This is a genomic window from Ohessyouella blattaphilus (assembly GCF_024721265.1).
GTDB classification, from domain to species: Bacteria; Bacillota; Clostridia; order Lachnospirales; family Lachnospiraceae; genus Aequitasia; species Aequitasia blattaphilus_A.
The window spans coordinates 1-21,817 of sequence record NZ_JAMXOC010000030.1; the positions used below are offsets into that span (position 1 = coordinate 1).

The 21,817-nt window shown below is 41.9% G+C and carries 22 protein-coding genes and 1 tRNA gene; 9 read left to right on the top strand and 14 right to left on the bottom strand.

Going from position 1 to position 21,817, the window contains the following annotated elements:
- Window positions 1–341 precede the first annotated feature (341 nt).
- Genes NHH16_RS14010 through NHH16_RS14030 form a run of 5 tightly spaced genes read right to left on the bottom strand, consistent with a single transcriptional unit; the run spans window position 342 to window position 6,378 of the window.
- A complete protein-coding gene (locus tag NHH16_RS14010; protein WP_262070235.1) occupies window positions 342–2,351 on the bottom strand; it encodes a beta-galactosidase in 2,010 nt (669 codons plus the stop codon).
- A complete protein-coding gene (locus NHH16_RS14015) occupies window positions 2,317–3,351 on the bottom strand; it encodes a LacI family DNA-binding transcriptional regulator (protein WP_262070236.1) in 1,035 nt (344 codons plus the stop codon). Before NHH16_RS14015 ends, NHH16_RS14010 begins: the two co-directional genes overlap by 35 nt.
- Before the next feature lie 26 nt (window positions 3,352–3,377).
- Window positions 3,378–4,184 (bottom strand): carbohydrate ABC transporter permease, encoded by an 807-nt coding sequence (locus NHH16_RS14020; RefSeq protein WP_262070237.1) that lies wholly within the window; start codon window positions 4,182–4,184, stop codon window positions 3,378–3,380.
- On the bottom strand, window positions 4,177–5,061 hold the full coding sequence (locus tag NHH16_RS14025) for a carbohydrate ABC transporter permease (protein WP_262070238.1): 885 nt from the start codon (window positions 5,059–5,061) through the stop codon (window positions 4,177–4,179). The genes NHH16_RS14020 and NHH16_RS14025 overlap by 8 nt, the downstream gene beginning before the upstream one ends.
- A gap of 18 nt (window positions 5,062–5,079) precedes the next feature.
- A complete protein-coding gene (locus NHH16_RS14030) occupies window positions 5,080–6,378 on the bottom strand; it encodes an ABC transporter substrate-binding protein (RefSeq protein WP_262070239.1) in 1,299 nt (432 codons plus the stop codon).
- Between the two features lie 266 nt (window positions 6,379–6,644).
- Here NHH16_RS14030 and NHH16_RS14035 point away from each other — a divergent pair, with 266 nt between their 5' ends.
- The 3 genes from NHH16_RS14035 to NHH16_RS14045 are packed head-to-tail and all read left to right on the top strand — an operon-like array spanning window position 6,645 to window position 8,605.
- Complete coding sequence (locus NHH16_RS14035; protein WP_262070240.1) at window positions 6,645–7,010, top strand: GntR family transcriptional regulator; 366 nt, start codon at window positions 6,645–6,647, stop codon at window positions 7,008–7,010.
- Window positions 7,003–7,851 carry an ABC transporter ATP-binding protein gene (locus tag NHH16_RS14040; RefSeq protein WP_262070241.1) on the top strand — a complete coding sequence of 283 codons (849 nt, stop codon included), beginning with the start codon at window positions 7,003–7,005 and terminating at the stop codon, window positions 7,849–7,851. Before NHH16_RS14035 ends, NHH16_RS14040 begins: the two co-directional genes overlap by 8 nt.
- A gap of 13 nt (window positions 7,852–7,864) precedes the next feature.
- A complete protein-coding gene (locus NHH16_RS14045) occupies window positions 7,865–8,605 on the top strand; it encodes a hypothetical protein (protein WP_262070242.1) in 741 nt (246 codons plus the stop codon).
- Here NHH16_RS14045 and NHH16_RS14050 read toward each other — a convergent pair.
- Window positions 8,580–10,211: a SulP family inorganic anion transporter gene (locus NHH16_RS14050; RefSeq protein WP_262070243.1), complete on the bottom strand. Its 1,632-nt coding sequence runs from the start codon at window positions 10,209–10,211 to the stop codon at window positions 8,580–8,582. The two genes, NHH16_RS14045 and NHH16_RS14050, sit on opposite strands and share 26 nt — an antisense overlap.
- Before the next feature lie 175 nt (window positions 10,212–10,386).
- The gene (locus tag NHH16_RS14055) at window positions 10,387–10,539 is read right to left on the bottom strand and encodes a hypothetical protein (RefSeq protein WP_262070244.1); all 153 of its coding nucleotides are present in this window, start codon (window positions 10,537–10,539) and stop codon (window positions 10,387–10,389) included.
- A 110-nt stretch (window positions 10,540–10,649) separates the two neighbouring features.
- Here NHH16_RS14055 and NHH16_RS14060 point away from each other — a divergent pair, with 110 nt between their 5' ends.
- From NHH16_RS14060 to NHH16_RS14075, 4 genes are all read left to right on the top strand, one after another.
- The gene (locus tag NHH16_RS14060) at window positions 10,650–11,534 is read left to right on the top strand and encodes a LysR family transcriptional regulator (RefSeq protein WP_262070245.1); all 885 of its coding nucleotides are present in this window, start codon (window positions 10,650–10,652) and stop codon (window positions 11,532–11,534) included.
- Window positions 11,535–11,557: 23 nt separating this feature from the next.
- Window positions 11,558–11,872, top strand: coding sequence for a tRNA-binding protein (locus NHH16_RS14065; RefSeq protein ID WP_262070246.1), 315 nt, complete (start codon window positions 11,558–11,560; stop codon window positions 11,870–11,872).
- A gap of 172 nt (window positions 11,873–12,044) precedes the next feature.
- A complete protein-coding gene (locus tag NHH16_RS14070) occupies window positions 12,045–12,623 on the top strand; it encodes a TetR/AcrR family transcriptional regulator (RefSeq protein WP_262070247.1) in 579 nt (192 codons plus the stop codon).
- A 14-nt stretch (window positions 12,624–12,637) separates the two neighbouring features.
- The gene (locus NHH16_RS14075; protein WP_262070248.1) at window positions 12,638–14,122 is read left to right on the top strand and encodes a phytoene desaturase family protein; all 1,485 of its coding nucleotides are present in this window, start codon (window positions 12,638–12,640) and stop codon (window positions 14,120–14,122) included.
- Window positions 14,123–14,169: 47 nt separating this feature from the next.
- On the opposite strand, the gene NHH16_RS14080 is transcribed toward NHH16_RS14075, so the two are convergent.
- The 4 genes from NHH16_RS14080 to NHH16_RS14095 form a co-directional block, all read right to left on the bottom strand.
- The gene (locus NHH16_RS14080; RefSeq protein WP_262070249.1) at window positions 14,170–14,493 is read right to left on the bottom strand and encodes a flavodoxin family protein; all 324 of its coding nucleotides are present in this window, start codon (window positions 14,491–14,493) and stop codon (window positions 14,170–14,172) included.
- 164 nt (window positions 14,494–14,657) lie between these two features.
- Window positions 14,658–15,416, bottom strand: a complete 759-nt coding sequence (locus NHH16_RS14085; protein ID WP_262070250.1) for a methyltransferase domain-containing protein — start codon at window positions 15,414–15,416, stop codon at window positions 14,658–14,660.
- A gap of 39 nt (window positions 15,417–15,455) precedes the next feature.
- Window positions 15,456–15,968 carry a GNAT family N-acetyltransferase gene (locus NHH16_RS14090; protein ID WP_262070251.1) on the bottom strand — a complete coding sequence of 171 codons (513 nt, stop codon included), beginning with the start codon at window positions 15,966–15,968 and terminating at the stop codon, window positions 15,456–15,458.
- Window positions 15,969–16,096: 128 nt separating this feature from the next.
- Window positions 16,097–16,186, bottom strand: a tRNA-Ser gene (locus NHH16_RS14095).
- 185 nt (window positions 16,187–16,371) lie between these two features.
- Between NHH16_RS14095 and NHH16_RS14100 the strand changes: the two genes are divergently transcribed.
- Together NHH16_RS14100 and NHH16_RS14105 are read left to right on the top strand one after the other, a co-directional pair.
- The gene (locus NHH16_RS14100) at window positions 16,372–16,950 is read left to right on the top strand and encodes a TetR/AcrR family transcriptional regulator (protein WP_262070252.1); all 579 of its coding nucleotides are present in this window, start codon (window positions 16,372–16,374) and stop codon (window positions 16,948–16,950) included.
- A gap of 98 nt (window positions 16,951–17,048) precedes the next feature.
- Window positions 17,049–17,870, top strand: a complete 822-nt coding sequence (locus NHH16_RS14105) for an MBL fold metallo-hydrolase (RefSeq protein ID WP_262070253.1) — start codon at window positions 17,049–17,051, stop codon at window positions 17,868–17,870.
- Between the two features lie 143 nt (window positions 17,871–18,013).
- Here the strand turns inward: NHH16_RS14105 and recJ are convergent, their stop codons facing one another.
- From recJ to NHH16_RS14120, 3 genes are read right to left on the bottom strand one after another with little or no spacing between them, the layout of a single operon-like run.
- Window positions 18,014–19,702 carry a single-stranded-DNA-specific exonuclease RecJ gene (gene recJ / locus NHH16_RS14110; protein WP_262070254.1) on the bottom strand — a complete coding sequence of 563 codons (1,689 nt, stop codon included), beginning with the start codon at window positions 19,700–19,702 and terminating at the stop codon, window positions 18,014–18,016.
- Window positions 19,703–19,719: 17 nt separating this feature from the next.
- Window positions 19,720–20,418: a TIGR00266 family protein gene (locus NHH16_RS14115; RefSeq protein WP_262070255.1), complete on the bottom strand. Its 699-nt coding sequence runs from the start codon at window positions 20,416–20,418 to the stop codon at window positions 19,720–19,722.
- A 41-nt stretch (window positions 20,419–20,459) separates the two neighbouring features.
- Window positions 20,460–21,602 (bottom strand): aldo/keto reductase, encoded by a 1,143-nt coding sequence (locus NHH16_RS14120; RefSeq protein ID WP_262070256.1) that lies wholly within the window; start codon window positions 21,600–21,602, stop codon window positions 20,460–20,462.
- Window positions 21,603–21,817 lie beyond the last annotated feature (215 nt).

A 21,817-nucleotide genomic window follows, 5' to 3' on the forward strand; every position in this document is an offset into this window, starting at 1 on the left:
AAAGTTTAAAACTGTTCAGAATTAACTACTAGCTAATTCTTTCCCGTTTTACTGTTAATTTTGGGTGAGAAAAATGATAAATCATTTCTCTCGTGTTCTTAAAAATTTTCTCTTAAAAATTTTCAGGTTTGTTGTCTATTGTTCAATTATCAAGGTTCTGTTTTGCTCTTGCGAGCGACTGTCTCTCACGAGTCAGCCTAGACATAGTATCATTTTCAATCGCAAAGTGTCAAGAGCTTTTTTGAATTTTTTCTGCTTTTTTTAAAACTCTTTAAAAAGGCCCAATTTCTTGTTTTTTTTTTTGAGTCTGATACTACATCTAGGGTACCCATTAGCAAACTTTATAATCGTTTTTTTATAATCAGCGTTTCGTATCGTTTTATCTTCGAAAGACTTTCGCCTAAAAGAAGTTCGCCTTCTAGTTTTAGCTGACCAATATCCAGATCTTTTTTATTATAATTTTGCAAAAACACGTATTCTGCATCTGCATTTACACGAGAATCTACCGTAAGCCCTTCCGGGATACTTTTCGCGACTAGCCGCTTTATCTTCTTTTCTTCTAGAATATGGCCGAATAGATCATCATAGAAACTTTCCTCTACATCAGCGGCGACATAATACGCCTTTCCTTGTCCATAATCATTACAAGTAACAGCCGCCTCCCCTTTATAGAAGTCGTCTTGGTATTCCATTAGCCGCTTCGCGCTTCCTACTTCTACAATTTCGCACAAACGGTTGCACCGATACGTTTTCTTAAGGAATCCGTCAGCTGCTGGTTGAAAGTGATTTTCTTCCCAGTCGTAAAGACCATCGATTTCCTTGCGCCGAACACCCAGTACTTCCGTCAACAGATGGGGGCCATCACCCAAATAGCACAAGTCATCCTCATCAACCACGCCTGACCAATAGGTTTGGAGGACGCTCCCGCCCTCTTTGACATACTCTTCAATCTGCTGGGCAAAGCTTTCGCGGAGCAGATAGAGCATCGGTATCGCCACTAACTGATAAGCACTGATGTCCCGAGTCGAACTAATGATATCCACATTTAGTCCCTTGCGTTTTAATGAGCGATACATCTTTAGAAGAAGCTCCATATATCCCATGCCTCTATTTCGTGGTCCTTTTGCATCCTCTAGAGCCCATCTATTTTCCACGTCGTAAACAAGCGCCACTTGCGCCCCTGTCACACCCTCGCTAATCAGACTAATCTTCTCTAGATCTTCTCCGATCTTACTTACTTCTTTAAACACTCTCGTGTCATCTCTGCCGGAGTGGTCAATAACCGCCCCATGAAATTTCTCGAAGCTCCCTCGGCTTTGACGCATTTGGAAATACAGCACGCTGTCTGCTCCATGACCGATGCCTTGGAGAGATGCCGCTTCTAGAAGGCCTGGCTTTTTCAGCTTACTTACGCTTTGCCAGTTGGTGCTGGTGGGACAGGATTCCATTAATAGGAAGGGTTTGTTTTTTAAACTGCGCATATAATCATGCCAAAAGCCCGTGTCTGTGGCAATCTCAATGTCTTCACGCTTATGCCAAAGAGGGTAACTATCCCAGGAAACCACATCAATCGACTGTGCCAGCTCATCGTAGTTCACATCGGTAAAACTATACATTAGATTCGTCGTGACCGGAAGCTGGCTGCCGCCTTTTTTGATAGCCCGTATTTCGTGCTCCAAAAAATCCTTCGTCCGACTGGTAACAAAACGGCGCCAGTTTAAGTTTAAAGCATGTAGACCCGTTTCGCCAATTGAAGACGGACTTTCAACCTGCTCAAAACTCTGATACCGATGACTCCAAAACGTTGTGCACCACTTTTCGTTCAATTCATCTATCGACTGATACCGTTCTCTTAACCACGCGCGAAAAGCATCTTGGCATAGTTCACAGTGACACTCACCCCCGTACTCATTGGAGATGTGCCACATTTTAACTGCTGGATGCTCACCAAAGCGCATGCTAAGAGCCTCATTCATCGCTCCTATCTTTTCTCGGTAGACCGGCGAAGTGTAGCAGTGATTGTGGCGTCCGCCAAATAAGCTACGCCTTCTGTCCTCACCGACTCGCAACACTTCCGGATATTTATCCGCTAACCATTTAGGCCGCGCTCCTGAAGGTGTTGCTAAGATAACCTGAATTTCTTCTTGGTGTAAAGAATTAATAATATCTTCTAGCCAACCAAACTCATAGTGCCCCTCCTCCGGCTCTAACACCGACCAGGAGAAGACACCAAGAGTTACTGTATTTATTTTTGCTTTTTTAAAAAGCTCCAAGTCTTTCTTTAATACGTCTGGGTGCGCTAACCACTGTTCAGGGTTATAGTCGCCTCCATGTAGGAACTTTCTCTTCATCGTTATCCTCTTTTCTACTCTTTTTGTTGGACTTTCTTAAAATTACTTCATAGCCTAACTTCGTTTTTTTACTAATCGGCTTTTCATTAATAAGGTTATACAATAACTTCGCCGCTTCTAGACCAAGCTCATTCGGATCGTAGCGCAGGGAATAGACGCTCGTGCCATCAAACACTTCATCACCGGTATCATAAAGAGTGGCAACCGCCACTTGGGTTTCCTCTACCTCTCGCAGCTCTTTAAGAACACGGCTGCAGATATAATCATCCATACAAACAATACAGTCTGCACCCTTGCGAATCATTTGCTTAACTGCTTGATGAATAGCGATATCCGTCAAGGCATCTAGATAGATAACCGTATCATCCACCTGCTTTCCTGCTGCCTCGGCGCCGTCTAGAAAGCCTGCATAGCGGTCTAGGGTTACTTGATGGTTCCTATTTCCGCCGATAAGCCCTACCTTTTTCATCCCCACCATATATAAGTAGGAAGTCAGTTCTTTGCCCCCACTGCGATTATCTGAATCTATCTGATAGATATCCTTATCATCCACACTCCCTACCACGATATAGGGCAGGTCTTTCTTTTTCAGAAAACGAATCGCCCTGTCATCTACGAGAGCTCTCGTAAGAATAATCCCATCTACCTTCTTATCTTTTACCAGACGTTCTAGCGGTTGTATCTTGTCATTATCAATACCGACAACCAAGACATTATATTCTACTGACTGGGCAAAATCGCAAGCCCCTAAGAGACATCTCTGAAAAAAAGGCAAGTGAATAGCGTCAGAAAAAGTAGGAATAGCAACGCCGATATTGTATGTTTTCCGCTTCGCCGCCGGCGTTTTTAAAAGCTCGCTTTCCGGCTCCTGACTCGCAATATAGTCATAGACACGCCTTCTGGTCTCTTCGCCAATTCTTCCTTTTCCCGATAATGCACGTGACACCGTGCTCTTTGAAAGCCCCAACGCTTCTGCAATCGTAACAATCGTTATCGTCATACACTTAACCTCTCTTAAATACATGTTTATTTTACGGAGCCAGTAATTCCCTCAGCAAAGCTCTTCTGCAAGACAAAGAAGACAATAATCGTAGGAATTGTACAAAGAAGAACTCCTAACATCAGCGAACCATAATCCGTTGTATAACCAGCCGTTAAGTTCGCAATCAGCATCGGCATAGTCATACTGCTATCATCAGACATAATAACCTTTGGCCAAAGGTAGTTATTCCAAGCGTTCATAAAAGTAATAACCATCGCCGCCGCGTAGGTTGAACGCATGGTCGGAATAAACATTTTGAAAAAAATACCAATTTCATTCAGACCATCAATTCTCGCTGCCTCGATAATATCATGGGGAAACGACCGAGCACTTTGGCGGAACATCATAATCAAGAACGGCGTGGAAAGCGAAGGTAAAATAAAACCGATTGTTGTATTTAACAAACCTGCATTAGAAAACATCCGAAATAAAGGAATCATTGTAGCAGCGAACGGCACCATCATCGCTAAAAGAATGATTGACATTACCAAATCCTTTCCTTTATCGTGATATATTTCGAATCCATATCCTGCAAGGGAACATATTACTAGCGAGATGATCGTTAATACCACCGCATACTTAAAGGAATTTAACATCGATGAAACCACCGGTTGGGATGCCATCAGACTTTTTAAATTCTCTATAAAGTAGCCACCGGGAATCAATGTTCCTCGTAGAACATCTGCACTTTTATTGGTAGCGGCAATCAGCATCCAAAAAAGCGGAAAAATCGACACTACCGAGGCTACAATTAAAAATATATACTGAAATGAATTTTTGAGCTTAATCACGCTTATCACCTACCTTCATCTGCACTAACGCTAGTAACGCAACCAAAATCAAGATTAGAAAGGACATCGCGGCTGCGTAACCAAAATTCGGCACGTATTTAAACGAGACGTTGTAAATGTAATGGGACATCGTAATGGTTGCATTGGCCGGCCCCCCACTCGTTAAATTTACTGATTCATCAAAGAGCTGAAGGGTTCCATTTGTGGACATAATCGCTGTCAACAAAATCATCGGCTTTAATAGCGGGATGGTGATGCGCCAGAACCTTTGAAAAGCCGTCGCCCCATCAATCATCGCTGCCTCATATACGGAATACTCAATGTTCTGAAGCCCCGATAAATAAAAGACCATGTTATACCCTGTCCAGCGCCACAACAGGGCAATAATTATAATTACTTTAGCGCTGGTAGGGTTTCCCAAAAAATTATAACCTGTGTTTAAAATCCCTAATTTAATCAGGACCGTATTGACGAAGCCATCCACCGCAAAGAGCGAACGGAAGATAATCGCATAGGACACTAGCGAAGTCGCACAGGGCAAGAAAATCGCTGTTCTAAAAAAACCTTTGAATTTCAGATCCTTCTTATTTAAAATCGAAGCCAGAATCAAGGCTGTCACTAGCATAATCGGAACTTGAAGAATGAGATAGAAAAATGTGTTTTTTATCGACTGAATAAACACGCCATCTTTAAACATTCTTACATAATTGCTTAGACCTGCAAAGCTGAGCGCTGTACCTTTGCCTGACTGGAAAGAAAGGATTAGCGCCTGTACCATCGGCACAAAACTCATGGCAACTATAAGAATGGCCGCCGGAATAATAAATGTCCACCCCGTCAAGTTATGACGCTTTGCTATTGACATTTTTCTCTTCATTTTCTCATCTCCTCAACCCTATTGCATACTAAATTCAACTGTTTCTTGAGCGGTCTTTAACTCAGCGTCGATATCCGCACCGGCAATAATATTGGTAATAGCCGTTCCTACTGCATCTCTTGCTTCATAGAAGTACACGCCGTTAATGGTATCCGGAACCTGACCTGCATACTCCACTATTTTCGTATACACTTCCTCACCACCAAAGAAATCGTTGGTCTCGGCATACTTCTCGCTATCAGCTGCTGGTTGATAAGTCGCAATCGCTCCCGTACTTAAGATGTTGTCATATAGTTCAACGCTGCCGCCAAAAGTACTGCCTAAGAAGTCTGCTGCTAGCTCTGGGTTCTTACTACCTTTTGTAACTGCCCAACTAGAGCCACCTTGGTTCGCATAGTTTGTCGCACTGCTTGCACCATCTAGCTTTGGCATGTTCGTAATCTTCCATTTCCCGGCCTGATCTTCAGCGGTTTGAATAGACGCCATAATCCAGCAACCATTAATTGTCCCTGCAACTGTTTCATTATTAAGACTACCAATATATTGATCCCAGTCATTCACTTCGATTAAAACTCCGCTTTTAACGAGTTCAATATACGTTTCTACCACTTCTTTTAGAATCTTGTTGTCCGCAATCAAGGCATTTCCCTCTTCGTCAAAGAAACCACCACCAGCTGAACGAAGCATCATGGCCAAAACATCGGTTTCGCCTGCAAGACAAGAAAGTAAGGGCTTACCTGTTTTTTCTAAAACCACTTTCCCTTGCTCGATATACTTATCCCAGGTAATATCCTCAAAATCAGCAGTAGTAAAGCCCGCTTGTTCCAAAATATCTTCACGGTAACACGCAATTACTGCTCCGTTATCAAAAGGAACGCCGTAGTTCGCACCATCAACAATAGATGCGCTTACTTTCCCTTCAGCGAATTGTGAATAGTCGATTCCCGTATCCGTCAAATCCACAAATGCATCTGGATAACTTATCACGTTCTTTTGGAACGCATCATCTTGCATTAAGACAATATCCGGTAAAGTATCAATTTGATTTGAGCTTGCCGCTGTCGTAACCTTTGTCTGTAAATCTTCCCATGGCGTCTCCACCACCTCTAGTTTGAACTCCGGATTATCCTTTTGATAGATCTTCTCTGCTTCTTGAATCGCATTTATATTGAAGGCCGGATCCCAACACCAAACCGTTAAAGTGTTCTCGTCTCCGCTACTTTCTGTACTTTCTTTTTCACTCTTGTTCCCGCAACCTGTCAAAAGGGCAAAAGCCATACTGGCAACCAATAAACCACTGATTATCCTTCTTTTCATATCGTTAATCCTCCATTTAAATTTTCAGTTAACTAGCACCAACTGCGCAATTGGTTGTTCAATATTATAATAACAGATGGCGAATCTAGTGACTATTGACAATACACCTAGGCTTTTTATCTGTTTTTTATAGAATTTATTATTAAAAACTTCTAAAAGTTCTTTTTTCTTTGCGCAACTGCGCAAATCTATCTCTTTTTTTAAAAAACCTCTTGACACTAGTTCGTTGGTTAGTTAGTATAGTAATTAACCAAGGAGGTGTTGATATGGACAATTATCAAGAAAAGCCTATCTTCCTTCAAATAGCCGAAACTATCGAGGACGGAATTATCACCGGTGCTTATCCGGAAGAATCACAGGTCCCTTCGATAACAGAATTTTCGATTATATATAAGATTAACCCGGCCACGGCTAATAAAGGGGTAAATATCTTAGTTGATGAAGGAATATTATTTAAGAAAAGAGGTGTTGGTATGTTTGTTGCTAAAGGAGCTGTCTCACAGCTAAAACAGAAACGGAAAAAAGATTTTTTCGAAGTCTATATTGAACGAATGATTAAAGAAGCGAAAAAGCTAGGAGTTACATCTACCGACATTATCGGGATGATTGAAAGGGGATTTATCGATGAATAGTATAAACGTACAAGGTCTATCAAAAAGCTTCGGCACTGTAGAAGCGCTGAAAAACGTCACCTTAACAATTGAGGAAAATAAAATATACGGTTTACTAGGACGCAATGGCGCCGGCAAAACCACTCTCTTAAACAGTATTAATAATCGTATTTTCCCCACATCTGGTGAGATACTTTTCGGCGAGAAAAGCGTGATTGAAAACGAAGATGTTCAGAGAAACTTCTTCTTCGTCGGAGAACAGCTATTATTTCCCGAAAACATGAATGCGAAAAAAGCAATCCGCTGGACCAAGGAATTCTACCCACATTTCGATGAGGATTATGCCAAAGAATTAATGTCCTTATTCGAGGTTCCGATAAAGAAGAAGGTTAAGTCTCTTTCTACCGGTTACAAGACCATTTTCAAAAACATCATCGCTCTAAGCGTAAACGTTCCTTTCGTCTTTCTTGACGAGCCCGTTCTCGGTCTTGATGCTAACCACCGGGAATTATTTTACAAAGCCTTACTAGAAAAATATAGTAACTCTCCTTCAACCTACGTAATTTCCACTCACTTAATTGAAGAAGTGGCGAACATCGTCGAGGACGTTATTATCATTAAAAAAGGGGAAATCTTGAGAGCCCAATCTCGGGACTCCTTGTTGGAAACCGGTTATAGCGTCACCGGAATGGCTAACCTTGTTGACCAGTTTTGCCAGGATAAAGAAGTGATTGGCCTCGACGCTCTCGGCGGCATTAAAAGCGCCTACATCATCGGCGAAAAGCCGAGAGAAACTGTTGACGGACTAGACATATCGACTATGGATTTACAGAAACTCTTCGTCAAGATGACGAATGCCTAAGGGGGATAAGCACATGAAACAACTTATGAAATATCATATTAAGGACACCTATCTAGGAGCACTATTTTTTATTGCAATCTACACAATCATAAACTTTGCCGCTTTTACCACCATCAGTGTATTGGTGATGAAAGTGGATGGCACAGAAGTCAAGGGCAACGTAGGTGGCTTTGAGATGGCATATCTAATCTGCATCTTCGTTATCTTCGTCGCTTCCTATGGCGAGAATTTAAGATTTCTCACCCAGTATAGCTTCACCCGCAAGCAAGTAATCAAAAGCACGTTTCTAACGGTAGCTCTTATCAGTTTAACCTTTAGTCTTGCCACCTTTATTACCACCGCTATCAATAACGCCTTTATCCGCGATGAGAAATTCCAGTTTATGACCTACCTAAGTGAACTTTATGGAGCCCAGAACTCTTTGGCGAATAACGGTCTGGTAACCATTATCTTTTGGTTTGCGTTATTCTTCGTATTTGCCATGTTCGGCCTATTCCTTGCAACCCTTTTTGCAAGGGCCAATAAATACGGACGAGTATTGATCGCCGTTGGTACGCCAGTTTTAATCTTCATAGTTTTCCCTATCCTAATCGGCAGTATTAGACCACTACAAACATTGCTTTCTAACGCGCTCTACATTTTAGGCGGCTTTCGTACTCACAATCCTTTAATTGGTGCCCTGTCACTGCTGGTTTGCTCAGGAATCTTAGGTTCCCTGTCTTATCTAGTTAATCGGAGACTCGAAGTAAAGTAAGAGATTTTAGCGCTTCCCGCGCTTCCCAGAAGTAACTACTTGCACCAACGGTCTTCGTAATCTCGGCTCGGTCAAAAAAGGTGCGGACTTTCTCCTGCACTCCGCAGAAAAGGACTTTACCGCCAGCAGCTTGCTTTTCCTGGCAGAAACGAAGAATTTCCTGCACACCAGAGGTATCTACATTAGCCACACCTCGCATGGACAAAATCAAGGTCTGGGCGCTTGCCGCTTGTAGTTTTTCGGCAAAGGCTTCCGCAGTACCAAAAAAGATTGGCCCTGTAAGGTAAACCACTTGTGCGTTAGCTGGCATTTTCTCATCACCTAGCTCCATGCGTTCAGGATCGATTTCACTAACGGTGACCTCCAGATTCGCGGCCCGCACAACAAAAAGAAACATTGCAATAAAGCAGCCAACGGCGATTGCTATCGTTAGATCAAACACCACAGTACACACTAAGGTAACGGTAAATTTTACCATGGCTGCTTTAAATTTGTGGCTAAAGATATAGTGGATACTCTCCCACTCATTCATCCGCCAGGCGGTCATAATCAGGACGCCTGCCAGCGCAGCCATCGGTATCTGGGACATAAACGGACTAAGGAAGAACATGGACAGCAGTAAAACCAGACCTTGAATCCAGCCAGTCATACGGGTTACTGCTCCTGATTTTAACGCAACGCTAGTACGAGCAATCGCTGCCGTCGCCGGCACACCGCCAAAAAACGGTATCAAAAGATTGCCTACACCTTGAGCCACTAACTCACGGTCATTTCTCAGTTTTTCACCGCTCATTTTGCCAGCCACAGCGCCGCAAAGTAAGCTCTCGATCATTCCTAAAGCCGCGATGGAAATCGCTGGCATCAAAACCACTTCCCACGGAATTCCCAACAAATCACTTGGTAATAGCCGTTGCTTATGAATCAACGTCTGGGGAATTTCCCCAACTGTCTGAACAGGAAATTTGAAAATCAACTGAGCAATAATCGTCAGAATAATCCCTACTAACGACGCTGGTACTTTCGCTCCCCACTTCTTCGGCCACAGCGCCATCAACAGTATGGTAAAAAGACCTATAGTAATAGCGTAAACATTTGGCACTAAACCTTCTCGGAAAATATTAATAACCTTCATATACGAAGCCTCTCCGTGAGAAGTTACCCCTAAGAAGTTCTCTACTTGCCCAAGAGCTATAATAACGGCGATTCCCGAAGTAAAGCCAGTGATGATCGGCTTTGGCAAAAAGCCAATCACTCGGCCAGCCCGGAATACACCAGCAAGAATCAACAATACCCCAGAAAGCGCACCGGCCACTAGAACGGTCTTAACCCCATGCTTCGTAGCTAAGGGAATCAAGATCGCCGCCATCGCTCCGGTGGGTCCGGAAATCTGATAGGACGCTCCCGATAGACTCCCGATAATTAGAGCCGCAATAATCGCTGTGATAAGTCCAGCTGCTGCGTCCATACCACTGGCCACCCCAAAGGCAAGAGCGAGCGGCAACGCCACTGCTGCCACAGTAATCCCTGCTAACACATCTTTCATAAACTTACCGGAATTATATCCGGTAAACTCCCGTTTCATATCCTTTACATATTCCTTTAACATCTCTCTTTCGTTCCCTCTACTCTCTTATTTGTTCATCATTCCTCTATTCTCTCAAATCAGGCGAACTGGTACAAGTTCTTTTTTCTATACATAGCGGCAAGCTATCCTAAAACAAAAGACGCTACCCTAATGAACCGGATAACGTCTATTTCTTAATTTTTCCTATCTCCCAACCTTAGTGGACAAAGCTTTCGACAAAGATTACAACTATACACACTCCAGCCACGTCCTGCTTGGAAGCAACCTCATCAGAAAGACCAGTTGCCAAATATTGCGATATCTTTTTCGTCGAGCCCGATGGGCTAAAGTAAATCTGTGTAACTTTCATGCTTGCATCCCCCTTCTTTACAAGGTATAATAGCACAAATCAATAGTTCAGTCTAATCGATATATCGAAATTTAAAGTTCAATAAAATCGAACTTCGGAGGTTTTACGTAATGGAAATAAAGTATTTACATACCTTAAAAACCGTTCTGGATTCTGGCAGTTACCTAAAGGCCGCAGAGCGCCTTGGATACACCCAGTCTACGGTGACGTTTCAAATGCAACAACTAGAGCAGGAGCTTTCACTACAATTATTTGAGAAAATCGGCCGCAAAATGGTGCTAACTCAAGCTGGCAGGGATATCCTACCAATTGTGGAGGACATCCTATGCTCGGTTGATAGATTAACCACTCATGGAAAAAAGCTATCTCAAATAAAGGGAACCCTAAAAGTGGCAATGCCAGAATCGCTACTAACTTATCAGATGCAGCCAGTTCTAAAAGCCTTCCGGGCCGCCGCACCTGGAGTCACGTTATCTATGCGCTCTCTAAATTGCTATGCCATCCGTGATCAGATTACTAACGGTGAGGTCGATATCGGTATCCACTACGACGTTGGTGGTTATGGCAAAACAATTATTACTGAAAAAATAAGCGAGCATAATACTGTATTCATCGCCTCCCCTGCCTTATCCGGTACCGACAAAGATTTTATAACACCTCATCAAAAGAAAGATATCTGCTTAATTTACAGCGACCCCAGTAGTCTCAGCTATAAAACAGCGAGCCGCTACCTCACTGATAGAGACATATTGATGGCCAGCGAAATGGAGCTTTGGAGTACAGAAGCCCTTAAACGTAGCGTTATCTCCAACTTAGGTGTCGCCCTCATCCCTGAATTCGCAGTAGCCGATGAGCTAAAAAAGGGATTACTTCAAGTTCTACCCCTGCCCTTAGAGCGCCAGACGACTTCTGTGATGATTACACATCACAAAAACAAATGGATTAGCCCTGCCATGGAAACCTTTATTCAACTTGCACGAGAATACAGTCAGTAAATATGAATATACAATGAGGATAATTGGAACAATTTGATGATGTAGAAATGAGAGCAGGAACTGTAACTGCCGTTTCATTAAACAAGAGAGCAAGGAAGCCAGCCTACAAAGTTACCGTTGATTTGGGAGAGTTTGGATTGAAAACAAGTTCTGCACAATTAACGAACTATCAACCCGAGGAATTAATTGGAAAGCAAGTAGTATGCGTATGCAATTTTGAGCCAATTAGAATAGGAGATGTCAAAAGTGAAGTAAGATTACTAGGAAGTGATACCGACGAAGGCTGTATTCTATTAACCTCGTTCAGCAGTGTAAAAAACGGAAGTAAAATATTTTAATTCTATAAAAATAGAACGCCTAAAAAGAGCGTTCTATTTTTTTGCTCATTATCATTATAGATATGGTTGACAGAAATAGTATGAAAGTAGAACGAAGAAATTCAAACTTGACACTTTGAACACTGTTCAGTATGATATAAGATAACTGAACAACGTTCAAGGAGATAATACTATGCATAATGCTAAAGAAAAAATTATATCAATCACTACTCAACTAATTGAAAATAACAACGGAAATATCGCCGACATCACTGCCCGAGAGATTTCGGAAAAAGCTGGTGTTGGTCTCGGCTTGATCAATTACCATTTTGGTAGTAAAGAGAATTTAATTACGGTTTGCGTTCAGAGAATCATTGAGAATGTAATTATCGATTCAGCCGCCGAAAAGGAATACGATACCGACAAAGCTCGTTTATCTGCTTGGGCGACATTTGTTTTCAACTTTCTTTTCGAGCATCCCGCAATCTCTCGCATTTCCATACTCGCTGATATGCAAAACTATACCAGCGATAGTAACTCCGTGGATACGCTTCGCGGCTTTATACCTGCCATCAGAAGCGATATGGATGATTCCGATAAGGTTTTTCTATCTTTCATTCTTACCGCTTCCATGCAAGTGGCATTTTTAGGTTGTGATATTGTAAAAGAACTATTGGGGTACGATTTTTCATTGCTGAAAGACAGAGCTGCCTATATTGAAAAAACGGTATCTATTCTCTTAAAAGAAGATAGGAAACCTGTACAAGAATGAGAGGGGAAGGATTAATGAAGATAGCTATTGTGGGCGGTGGCATTGCGGGGATGTCTGCCGGAATATATGCTAGACAAAGTGGGTTAGATGCGACAATCTACGAAATGCACAGCATACCTGGCGGTCACTGTACCAGTTGGAAGAGAAGTGGATATTTGTTCGAAGGAGGCATGCACTGGCTTGTTGGCTCCAGTAAAAAATCACCTCTGCACAGAATGTGGCAAGAGGTTGGGGCGTTGCAAGACAATAATCCCGTGTATAATAAAGACCCTTTTCTGACTTACATGGATAAGAATGGTCCTATATGCCTATATCGGGATCCGAATCGATTACAGGATCACTTACTTAAAATATCGCCAGTAGACCAATCTGCGATAAATACGCTGATAAAGGATATTAAGAAGTTTGGCAACGTCTCTATGCCAATGGTTGATATCAGAGGTGTGAAAGTTAAGAATAGAGCGTCAATGCCGCCCTCTCTTGTTCTTTCCATGATTAGCGCTCTTCCCCGAATGAGCAAACTAAACTCGATAAGTATTAAAGATTATGTTGCCCAATTCCAGCATCCAGGTATTCGCAAGCTGCTACTCTCTGTAATCGCGCGTGACGATTACGCTGCTACTTCACTAGTTTTCACCTTGGGCGGACTCGCAATGGGTGATTCTGGTTATCCTACTGGTGGCTCCCTGCGCATGGCACAGAACATGGCACAAACATTTAAGTCGTTAGGTGGCAAACTAGAAACAAGTCAAAAAGTAGAGCGAATAGAGGTAAAAGACGGTAAGGCGGTCGGTGTATGGGTGAATGGCACTTTACATAAGGCGGAGGCAATTCTTGTCACCCAAGATACTTTGGCCGCTACCCAGAGCTTGTTCAGCACCTCACTTCGCGAACCCTGGATAGAGAGAATGCAGCGTGAAATCACACCTATTAATAATGAATTTATCTGCCTGGGCGTGAAAGCGGATTTAGGAACAAGACCCAGTAATATGATATTTCCGCTCGATCCTCCTTTGCAGGTTGGCGCTTATTCTTATGACACCATCGGTTGCAACTCCTATGCAAAGTATGAAGGTTACGCCCCTGTTGACCGCACATCCTTAACCTGCATTTTCGGACAGGATAATTATGCCACGTGGAAAACTGCCAAAGAAAATGGAACCTATAATGATAAAAAGACCGAACTGGCTAAAATGGTAATCGACCGCCTAGCCCATCTTCTACCAGAAACTGATGGAAAAATTGAACTGTGGGATGTTGCTACTCCCCTAACTTACGAGAGATATTGCGGTTCTTGGCACGGTTCTTGGATGTCTGTCATGAAGCCTGGTACCAAAAATCAGCAGTACCCTTGTAAACCTTCTACAATCAGTAACTTATACTTTGCTGGGCAACGACTCATGATACCTGGCGGCATGCCCGTAGCCGCATACACCGGGCGACAAGCTGTGCAGCACCTGTGCCGAGATGCCGGACTAGTATTTCAAAGCATGATGTAAATTTCTCACACGATTTATCGCTTTTTTATAACCCTTAATTCCTCTACCTATATTTGATATCCCATTTGATAGGCAGCATCCATGAAGGGCGTTTCACAAACTTTTCCCGCGTCCATAACATTTGATGCGTATATACGTCCTTTTATCTCATACTGCTCAAAATGTTCGACAAAACCGTCCAAATCACCTACAGAACGTTTGATTATGTCTTCATCCAAACCAGCAGATACAATATAGTAAACTTCCTTTTCACCCAAATGCTCCCAGATTGGATATGTCCTATCAATAAAGGTTTTCATTTGCGCACAAACACCGTTATTTTTCATACAAAAATCGCACGCTCTACAATATTCCACTTTCTTTTCTGCCAACCGAATAAGCTCCACAGAATTTCCTTTTTCCTCGGCACCTTTTTTAAACTCTTCACATAGTCTTTGAGAATTTCCCTTTTTTTCTAGGACTACTTGAAATAATAAGTACTTTTTTCATTCCGCCTCTCCCTTCAATTATCACTCCTCACAAAATAATACTTTACCTATCTCATAGCAACAAAGAAAAATCTTCTGAAGCAAAGAATAACCTGACCATTTTTCATGATGGGATAGATTTCCTTTGTCTTTTCTATAATTTCCTGTTCAAATTCCACACCTTGTTCTTCGCTCAAATGTGAAAGATACGGTCTTATTCTTGTTCCTTTCACCCATTCAACTAGGGCTTTATGGTCAGGCAAGTTGTGGTAGTATTTCGTCTCCCATATCTGAAATTCACTTGAACAGCCTGTCAAAACATCAAAATATTCGTGTGGCGTTAATGTTCCATGACTATCGAGTTCCACATTTTGGAATCCCCATTTCACATTGTCTGCCACCTGCTTAATAATTTGATAAAGAGGTTCCTCTCCATTCATAGGAAACTGTACTGCCAATACACCATTTGGATTTAATCTACGCATCAGCTCTGGTATCAATTCTTTATGGTTAGGCACCCATTGCAGACAGGCATTAGAAAACAAGATATCATATTCCGCTTCAATCGAATGAACATCACAGCATCTGAATTCTATATCATGATAAGCTGCCTTCGCCCGTTCAATCATATTTTCCGAATTATCGATTCCTACAATATGTGCATTTGAAAAAAACCTTTTCATAACATTCGTGCTATTACCCGGTCCACATCCAATATCCATAACCGTCTTGGGTGTACAGTCTTTAATTCGATTTGCCAAGTCTATTGCTGGCTGTGTTCTCTGGTTTTCAAATTTCAAATATTGCTCTGAGTTCCAATTCCCCATTTCAGGTCTCCTCCATAGCTTCAAATTTCTCTAATTATATCATAGGTGGCGTATGATATAACGATAATGTAACATGTCTGTGCCACGATAATGCTTTGTCCAATTATCTGCTTTTATCATACCATTTCTTATCGCCACATTTTGAGAAGCCGTATTCGTATCTCTAATGATAGAACAAACTTCATCCGCTTTTAAAATTTCAAAGGCATATTTTTTACAAGCCCTGGCTGCTTCTGTTGCATAGCCCATATGCCAATAGGATTTATTGAAAAGATAACCAATTTCAAGCACTTCTATGTCTTTCCACGGCTGCATTGTAAGTCCACATTGACCGATCATTTCATCAGTTTCTTTTAAAATTACTGACCATAAGCCAAAGTTCCATTTTTGATAACGCGAAATTTGTCTGTCAAGCCATTCTTGCACTTCCGTATCACTAAACTTCCCCTCGTACGCATACATCGTTTCTTCGTCTTGCAAGATTTTACACAAAGACTCAAAATCCGCTTTATTCATCTCCCTAAGGTATAGCCTCTCTGTTTCAAACACCATATTGTTATCACCTCAATTTCAAATTCGTCTAATTATACCAACAAGAAGGGCATAAATAAAGAAAAAGTGTATGCAAGTGTATGCAAAGTCAAAAAAGAAAAAAGCCCGTATTTACGGGCTTTTAAGAGCGGAGAAGGAGGGATTTGAACCCTCGCGCCGCTATAAACGACCTACTCCCTTTCCAGGGGAGCCCCTTCGGCCAGCTTGGGTACTTCTCCAGTTTCATATATTTAGTTGTCTCCCAAAAGAGTTTAGCAAAAACTAAACTCTTTTGCAAGCGATATCTAAGCAAAGTGTTATTAACACTGATTGAGATTTGATAATGTCATTCGCTTGACTTTGCGACACCGATGTCGCATAATAAAAGTGACACTTGTGTCGGAAACTAAAAAGAGGAATATTTATGGGTAAAAAAGGCGAAAAAACGAAGTGTAATATACGAGAAGCTGCAAAAACTGTGTTTTCAAGTAAAGGGTTTAAAGATGTAACTATGAAAGATATATGCGAGGCGACAGGACTTAGTCGAGGTGGTTTATATCTACATTATGGCAGTACGCAACAGATATTCTTAGAAATAATCGACGATATGATGCGTTTTCAAGGTGATGAATTTTCTAAAAAAATAGAACAAGGATTGCCTGCCTCATCAATATTAGAACAAGTATTAGAGCGATATAAAGATGAAATGATAGATTGCGAAGGCTCTTTGGGTACCGCTATATATGAATATTTTAGTAGTCCGCAAAGCTATGAAAAAGATAACATTTTGCTAATACAATATCATAAAACTTTGTCAATGTGGAAAAAGTTGTTGGAGTATGGGATAGAAAGAAAAGAGTTTAATGATGTAGACCCTGAGGCAGTTATCGATACACTTGTATTTGCATATCAAGGAGTACGACTGTATAGCAATCTAATGCCTATTGACCAAAAGATACCGGAACACATTATTTCGCAGATTAAAAAGTTGCTACTGCCTTAACCGGAGGAAAATAGTCTTGATAATCATTCATTCTTGATTAAAATTTATATGATAATTTGCCAAATAAAAATCCACAAATTTAAGGATGGTGGACAATTTTGAAATTAAAAATAATCGGTAGTGGCGGTATGTCAATCATACCAAGTTCATTCTGTAAATGCACAATATGTGAAGAAGCCAGAGAAAAAGGCGGAAGACATGAGCGGTTAGGGCCGAGCCTATATATTGACGATATAAAGATGTTGATAGACGCACCTGAAGATATTGCGGTAGCATGTAATAGGCAAAACATAATGGAGGTAAATCACCTTTCAATTTCTCATAGTGACCCAGACCATGTTAAGGGTATTAGAATTGTCGAAAAAATTGGCTATGACTATATCACAGGGAGAAGTATGCCCATTGGCTTTTATGCGCTACCCGAAGTAATTGAGGATATAAATCGAACAAATCTTGATTGCCTTAAATATTACGGAGATGTTTTGCGTTGTATTTCTGTTAATGAAACTTCGCATATCGAGATAGATAATTTTTCTATTGACTTGATTAACAATAACCGAAACAGGAACATAACTTTTTATGTTATGACTGCGGGCGTGAAAAAAGCCATATATGCTTGCTGCAATCCCAAGCCGTTTTTGCACAATGATCTGTATTTTGATGCAGATGTTTTAATAATAGGTATGGTTTGCGATGATGGTATCTTAAATGATGGAACAAAGCTTAAAGATTCTCTATTTAAAGATGATATATTTACTTTTGATGAGATTGTTGAGATCAAGAATAGATATAGAATCAAGAAAGTTATTGTTACACATATTGATGAAATGTGGGGCAAGTCTTATGGCTATTATAGTGAATTAGAGAAAAAACTTGATAATGTCTTCTTTGCCTATGATGGTATGGAAATTATAATCTGAAGTTCCTGTATGAGCTGTTTTTCGCAAAACAGCAGTCGGCTTCTTAATTGGCTTGACTATAAAAGAATTATTACCACCATGGTCGTCAAGGACAGCTCGCTGTTTATATATCCTTGATGATTATGATGGTAATAATTAAATATCTAAGCAAAGTCCGTTATCACCGCTTGTAAAGACTCTACATTTCGAAATTCATTGAGCTCGGGATAGTAAAGAACCGAAAGATTCTTCCCCTCTATTTCTTCCTTTATTTTCTCTGCCTCCGCCGCAAAGAGAATGCCATCAATCCCCATCTCCCCATCTGAGCTCTTTAATATTCCTTTTAAGACATTCTGATTCTTTCCCAAAACCTTGGTTTTTTCAAACCTCATATTTTTACAGGCAAATATTGGTTTTCTATTGCCATTTCCGAAGGGCTCTAACAATTTCAAGGACTCAATTAAGGGCTTTGTAACCTGGGAAACCGGCAGCTCGGCGTCAATATATACCTTTTCTATCAGATCTTCTTCTGTGAGCGTACAAGAGCGATTAATCGCCTCGCGAAATAATACGACTTGTTCCTCATCCGCAAGGGAAAGTCCTGCAGCCAAGGTATGTCCACCGTACTTCTCCAAATACTGTTCCTGCTCTGCTAAGGCTTGGTACATATCGTATCCTTCGATACTTCTCCCACTACCTTTTATCCCCTCTTTCCCTTTCGTGAGAACAAAACAGGGTTTGTAGTACTTTTCTCTTACCTTTCCGGCAATAATGCCGGCAATGGATTCATGGCAATCTGGAAGAAAAAGAACTAATACTTTATCCTTTAGGTAGTGTTCCTCCACCTGAGCAAACGCCGCTTTCTGATAGACTTCGGTGATACTCTTACGTTCGTCATTCAGTTCCTTTAAAGACAGCGCCAGAGCACTTGCCTCCTCTTTATCTGCCAAAAGAAGCCGAAGGGCATGCCTAGCGGTGCTAAGCCTGCCGCTGGCATTGATACAAGGCCCCAGAACAAAGCCAATATGATAAGCCGTAACTTCTTTAAGACTGATTCCACAGGCCTTAGCCAAAGCGATTAATCCTTCGTTTTCTGTCACCGCAAGCTTTCTTATTCCTAGCTTAGCAATCAGTCTATTTTCTTCTTGCAGCTCCATCACATCTCCAATAGTCCCAATAGCCGCAAACTCAAGATAATCATCAAGGGATAACACCTGGTGCTTTTCGTGGAGGGCGCAGACTAGCTTCCAAGCTACGACTGCCCCGCAAATATTCTTATAAGGATACTTACAGCCGTCTTGCTTCGGATTGATAATCACATCCGCTGGTGGCAGCATACTTTCACCCTCAACTAGCGGAATGTTGTGATGATCTGTTATAATCACCGCCATTCCCAGTTCTTTTGCTCTTGTAATTGCACTCAGGGCAGCAATTCCATTGTCACAGGTTATCAGTAAATGAATCCCGTCTTGATAGGCTTTCTCCACAATCGACTCATTGATTCCATACCCATCCTCTATCCGGTCCGGAATCTGGTAATCTGCCTGTATTCCCACCTTCTCTAAGCCCTTTAAAAGAATATAAGTAGCCGTAACCCCGTCGATATCATAATCACCGACTATACGTATCTTCGCCTCTTTGTATTCCTCGATGAGCCTAAGAGCCTCGCTTACGCCCTTCATATCTAGGGGATTTCCTAGTAGCTCAGGTGAGGCCGCCATGTACATCCTCGCTTCTGCCAAGGTTCTGACTCCGCGATTGGCCATAATCGTCGCCAAAAGAGGAGAAACTCCTAATTCATTAACGATCTTACTATATTCTGCTTTTCTCTTTTTTAAAAACCATTTCTTCATAAAGCTCCTGCCGCCCTCTAGTTCTTAGAAGGAATAAAGCGACTAACGGATTCTGCCAGGGACTGGAGATTCCTTGTCTGGATTAGCACCTTTCCAGTACCTCTAAACTCATTCACCAGACCCTCTCCCGAAGTGAACCCAAACGTACCTGACGCCACTTTAATATCATAACTGAGGCGATTGCTCCAAGCGACCACATGGCAGTTATCAACCACAAAAGGAGCGCTACCATCTAACTCAAATTCCATAATATCGCCAAAAGAACTAATTAGCATGGTGCCTGTGCCGTAGGTTTCCATCACAAATAAACCGCCACTGCCACCAAAAAGGGCTCGGCCTATAGTCTGTCTTTTCATATTATAGCCCACGCTCGCGTCACAGGCGAAAAACGCACTGTCATTGAGACACCACTGTTCGGCTCCAATCGGTAACTCTCTAATGGTTCCCGGAACGGCTGGAGCAATGCCGATCTTGCCGTCTGGATTTTGGCCAATCACGGAAGTAATAAACACACTCTCGCCACTAACCATGGAGCGCCCAAGAGCTTTTAACATCCCTCCGGCACCACCAGCGCCATTGCTATTCATCTTTCCTTCAATCCTCACGCCGCCGTTGTGATAGGCCATCGCTCCCCGTTCAATTCGAATCTCTTCACCTGGTTGTAAACTCACTTCCGCTAAAGGGAATCCGTCACTTTTTGATACCTTATAATTCATCGCTTATCCTCCATTAAGGTTTTGCTTATCGTGCCGCATGGTTATACCGTAACGGTATCTTCTGTCATGCTCTCCCACCGGGCATTTTCTTTCAAACGTTCAATAATCGGCAGGTGCTGCGTACATTCACGTTCACACAAGCCACAGGCAAGGCAATCGGCAGCACGCCCAACCGTATTCGCGCTATAGTTGTAGTATTCCAAGCCATAGGCCATCGATACCATCTCTTCTTCCGTTTTATGAAACATCTGCTTTTCATTATAAAGGAGCATGTATCCTGGAATATTTATACCCTGGGGACAGACGCGGCAATACCCGCAACCTGTGCAGATCTCTTTCATATCATCTTGGAACTTTAACTTGATTCTTTCTAGGTCCTCTTCCGTAAAAGCCTTCCCTTCATCAGCAATCCGACACGCTTCATCCACATCCCGCTTATTATTAAAGCCAACTAGCGAAATCGTTATTTGCGGGCTAGCAATATTAAAGCGTAAAGCCGCTTGCGTCGCGGTCTCTCCTGGTTCCGCCAAAAATGCCAACTCCTTTTCATGAGCCGGAATCGTACCGCCGCTTAAAGGATTCATGGCAACTACTCCGTAGCCATGATTATAGGCGTACTGAACCCCTGCCCAGCGATAGGAAAAGTTCAAGAGATTAATCCCCATGGTTACCCCGATAAATTTATGCTCATCGAGAACTTTAATAACCTCTTCCCCTGGCTGATGGGAAGAAAAGCACAGGTGATCAATAAGCCCCTGTTCCTGACACCATAACAGCCCCTCGTATTGTCCGCCCTCTTCCATGCAAAGTTCATAATGGGACATTTCGCGAATACACCAGACATGGTAAAAGTTAATCTTAGGCACCCCCAGAACCTCTAGGGAATGCTTCACCGCTTCGATAACCGACTCTTTCGTGGGACACATTTTCGGCTTGCTTTTTGTAGAAACGTAAAAATCCTTTTTTTCGCTAGCATAAAGCTTGCGAAAGGCAATGCCAAAAATCTTTTCACTGCGATCATCGCAGTATCCGGGTGCTGTATCAAAATAATTGATACCTTGTTCATAAGCATAGAGAATCAACTGGGCATTCTCTTCATCACTCCTTTCTAGGTCAAATCGCAGGCCCCCAAAGCCAACAACGGAAACCTTTTTATCTGTTCCTGGATAATTGGTATACTTCATCGTTATACCTCCTCTCTTCAGCAAATAATAACACACTTTACAAAAAAGAGAAAACTGCCAACCGAAAACGTATATACATGCATTAAAGCGCTCACCTTAAGCGAACATTTGTTTGCACGGTGTGGATAAATCTGGTATAATATAAATAAGAACTAAAATGACTAAAATGTAATTTTAAATTCTAGTTGGCAAGAGTAAATTCTATATACCTAGAA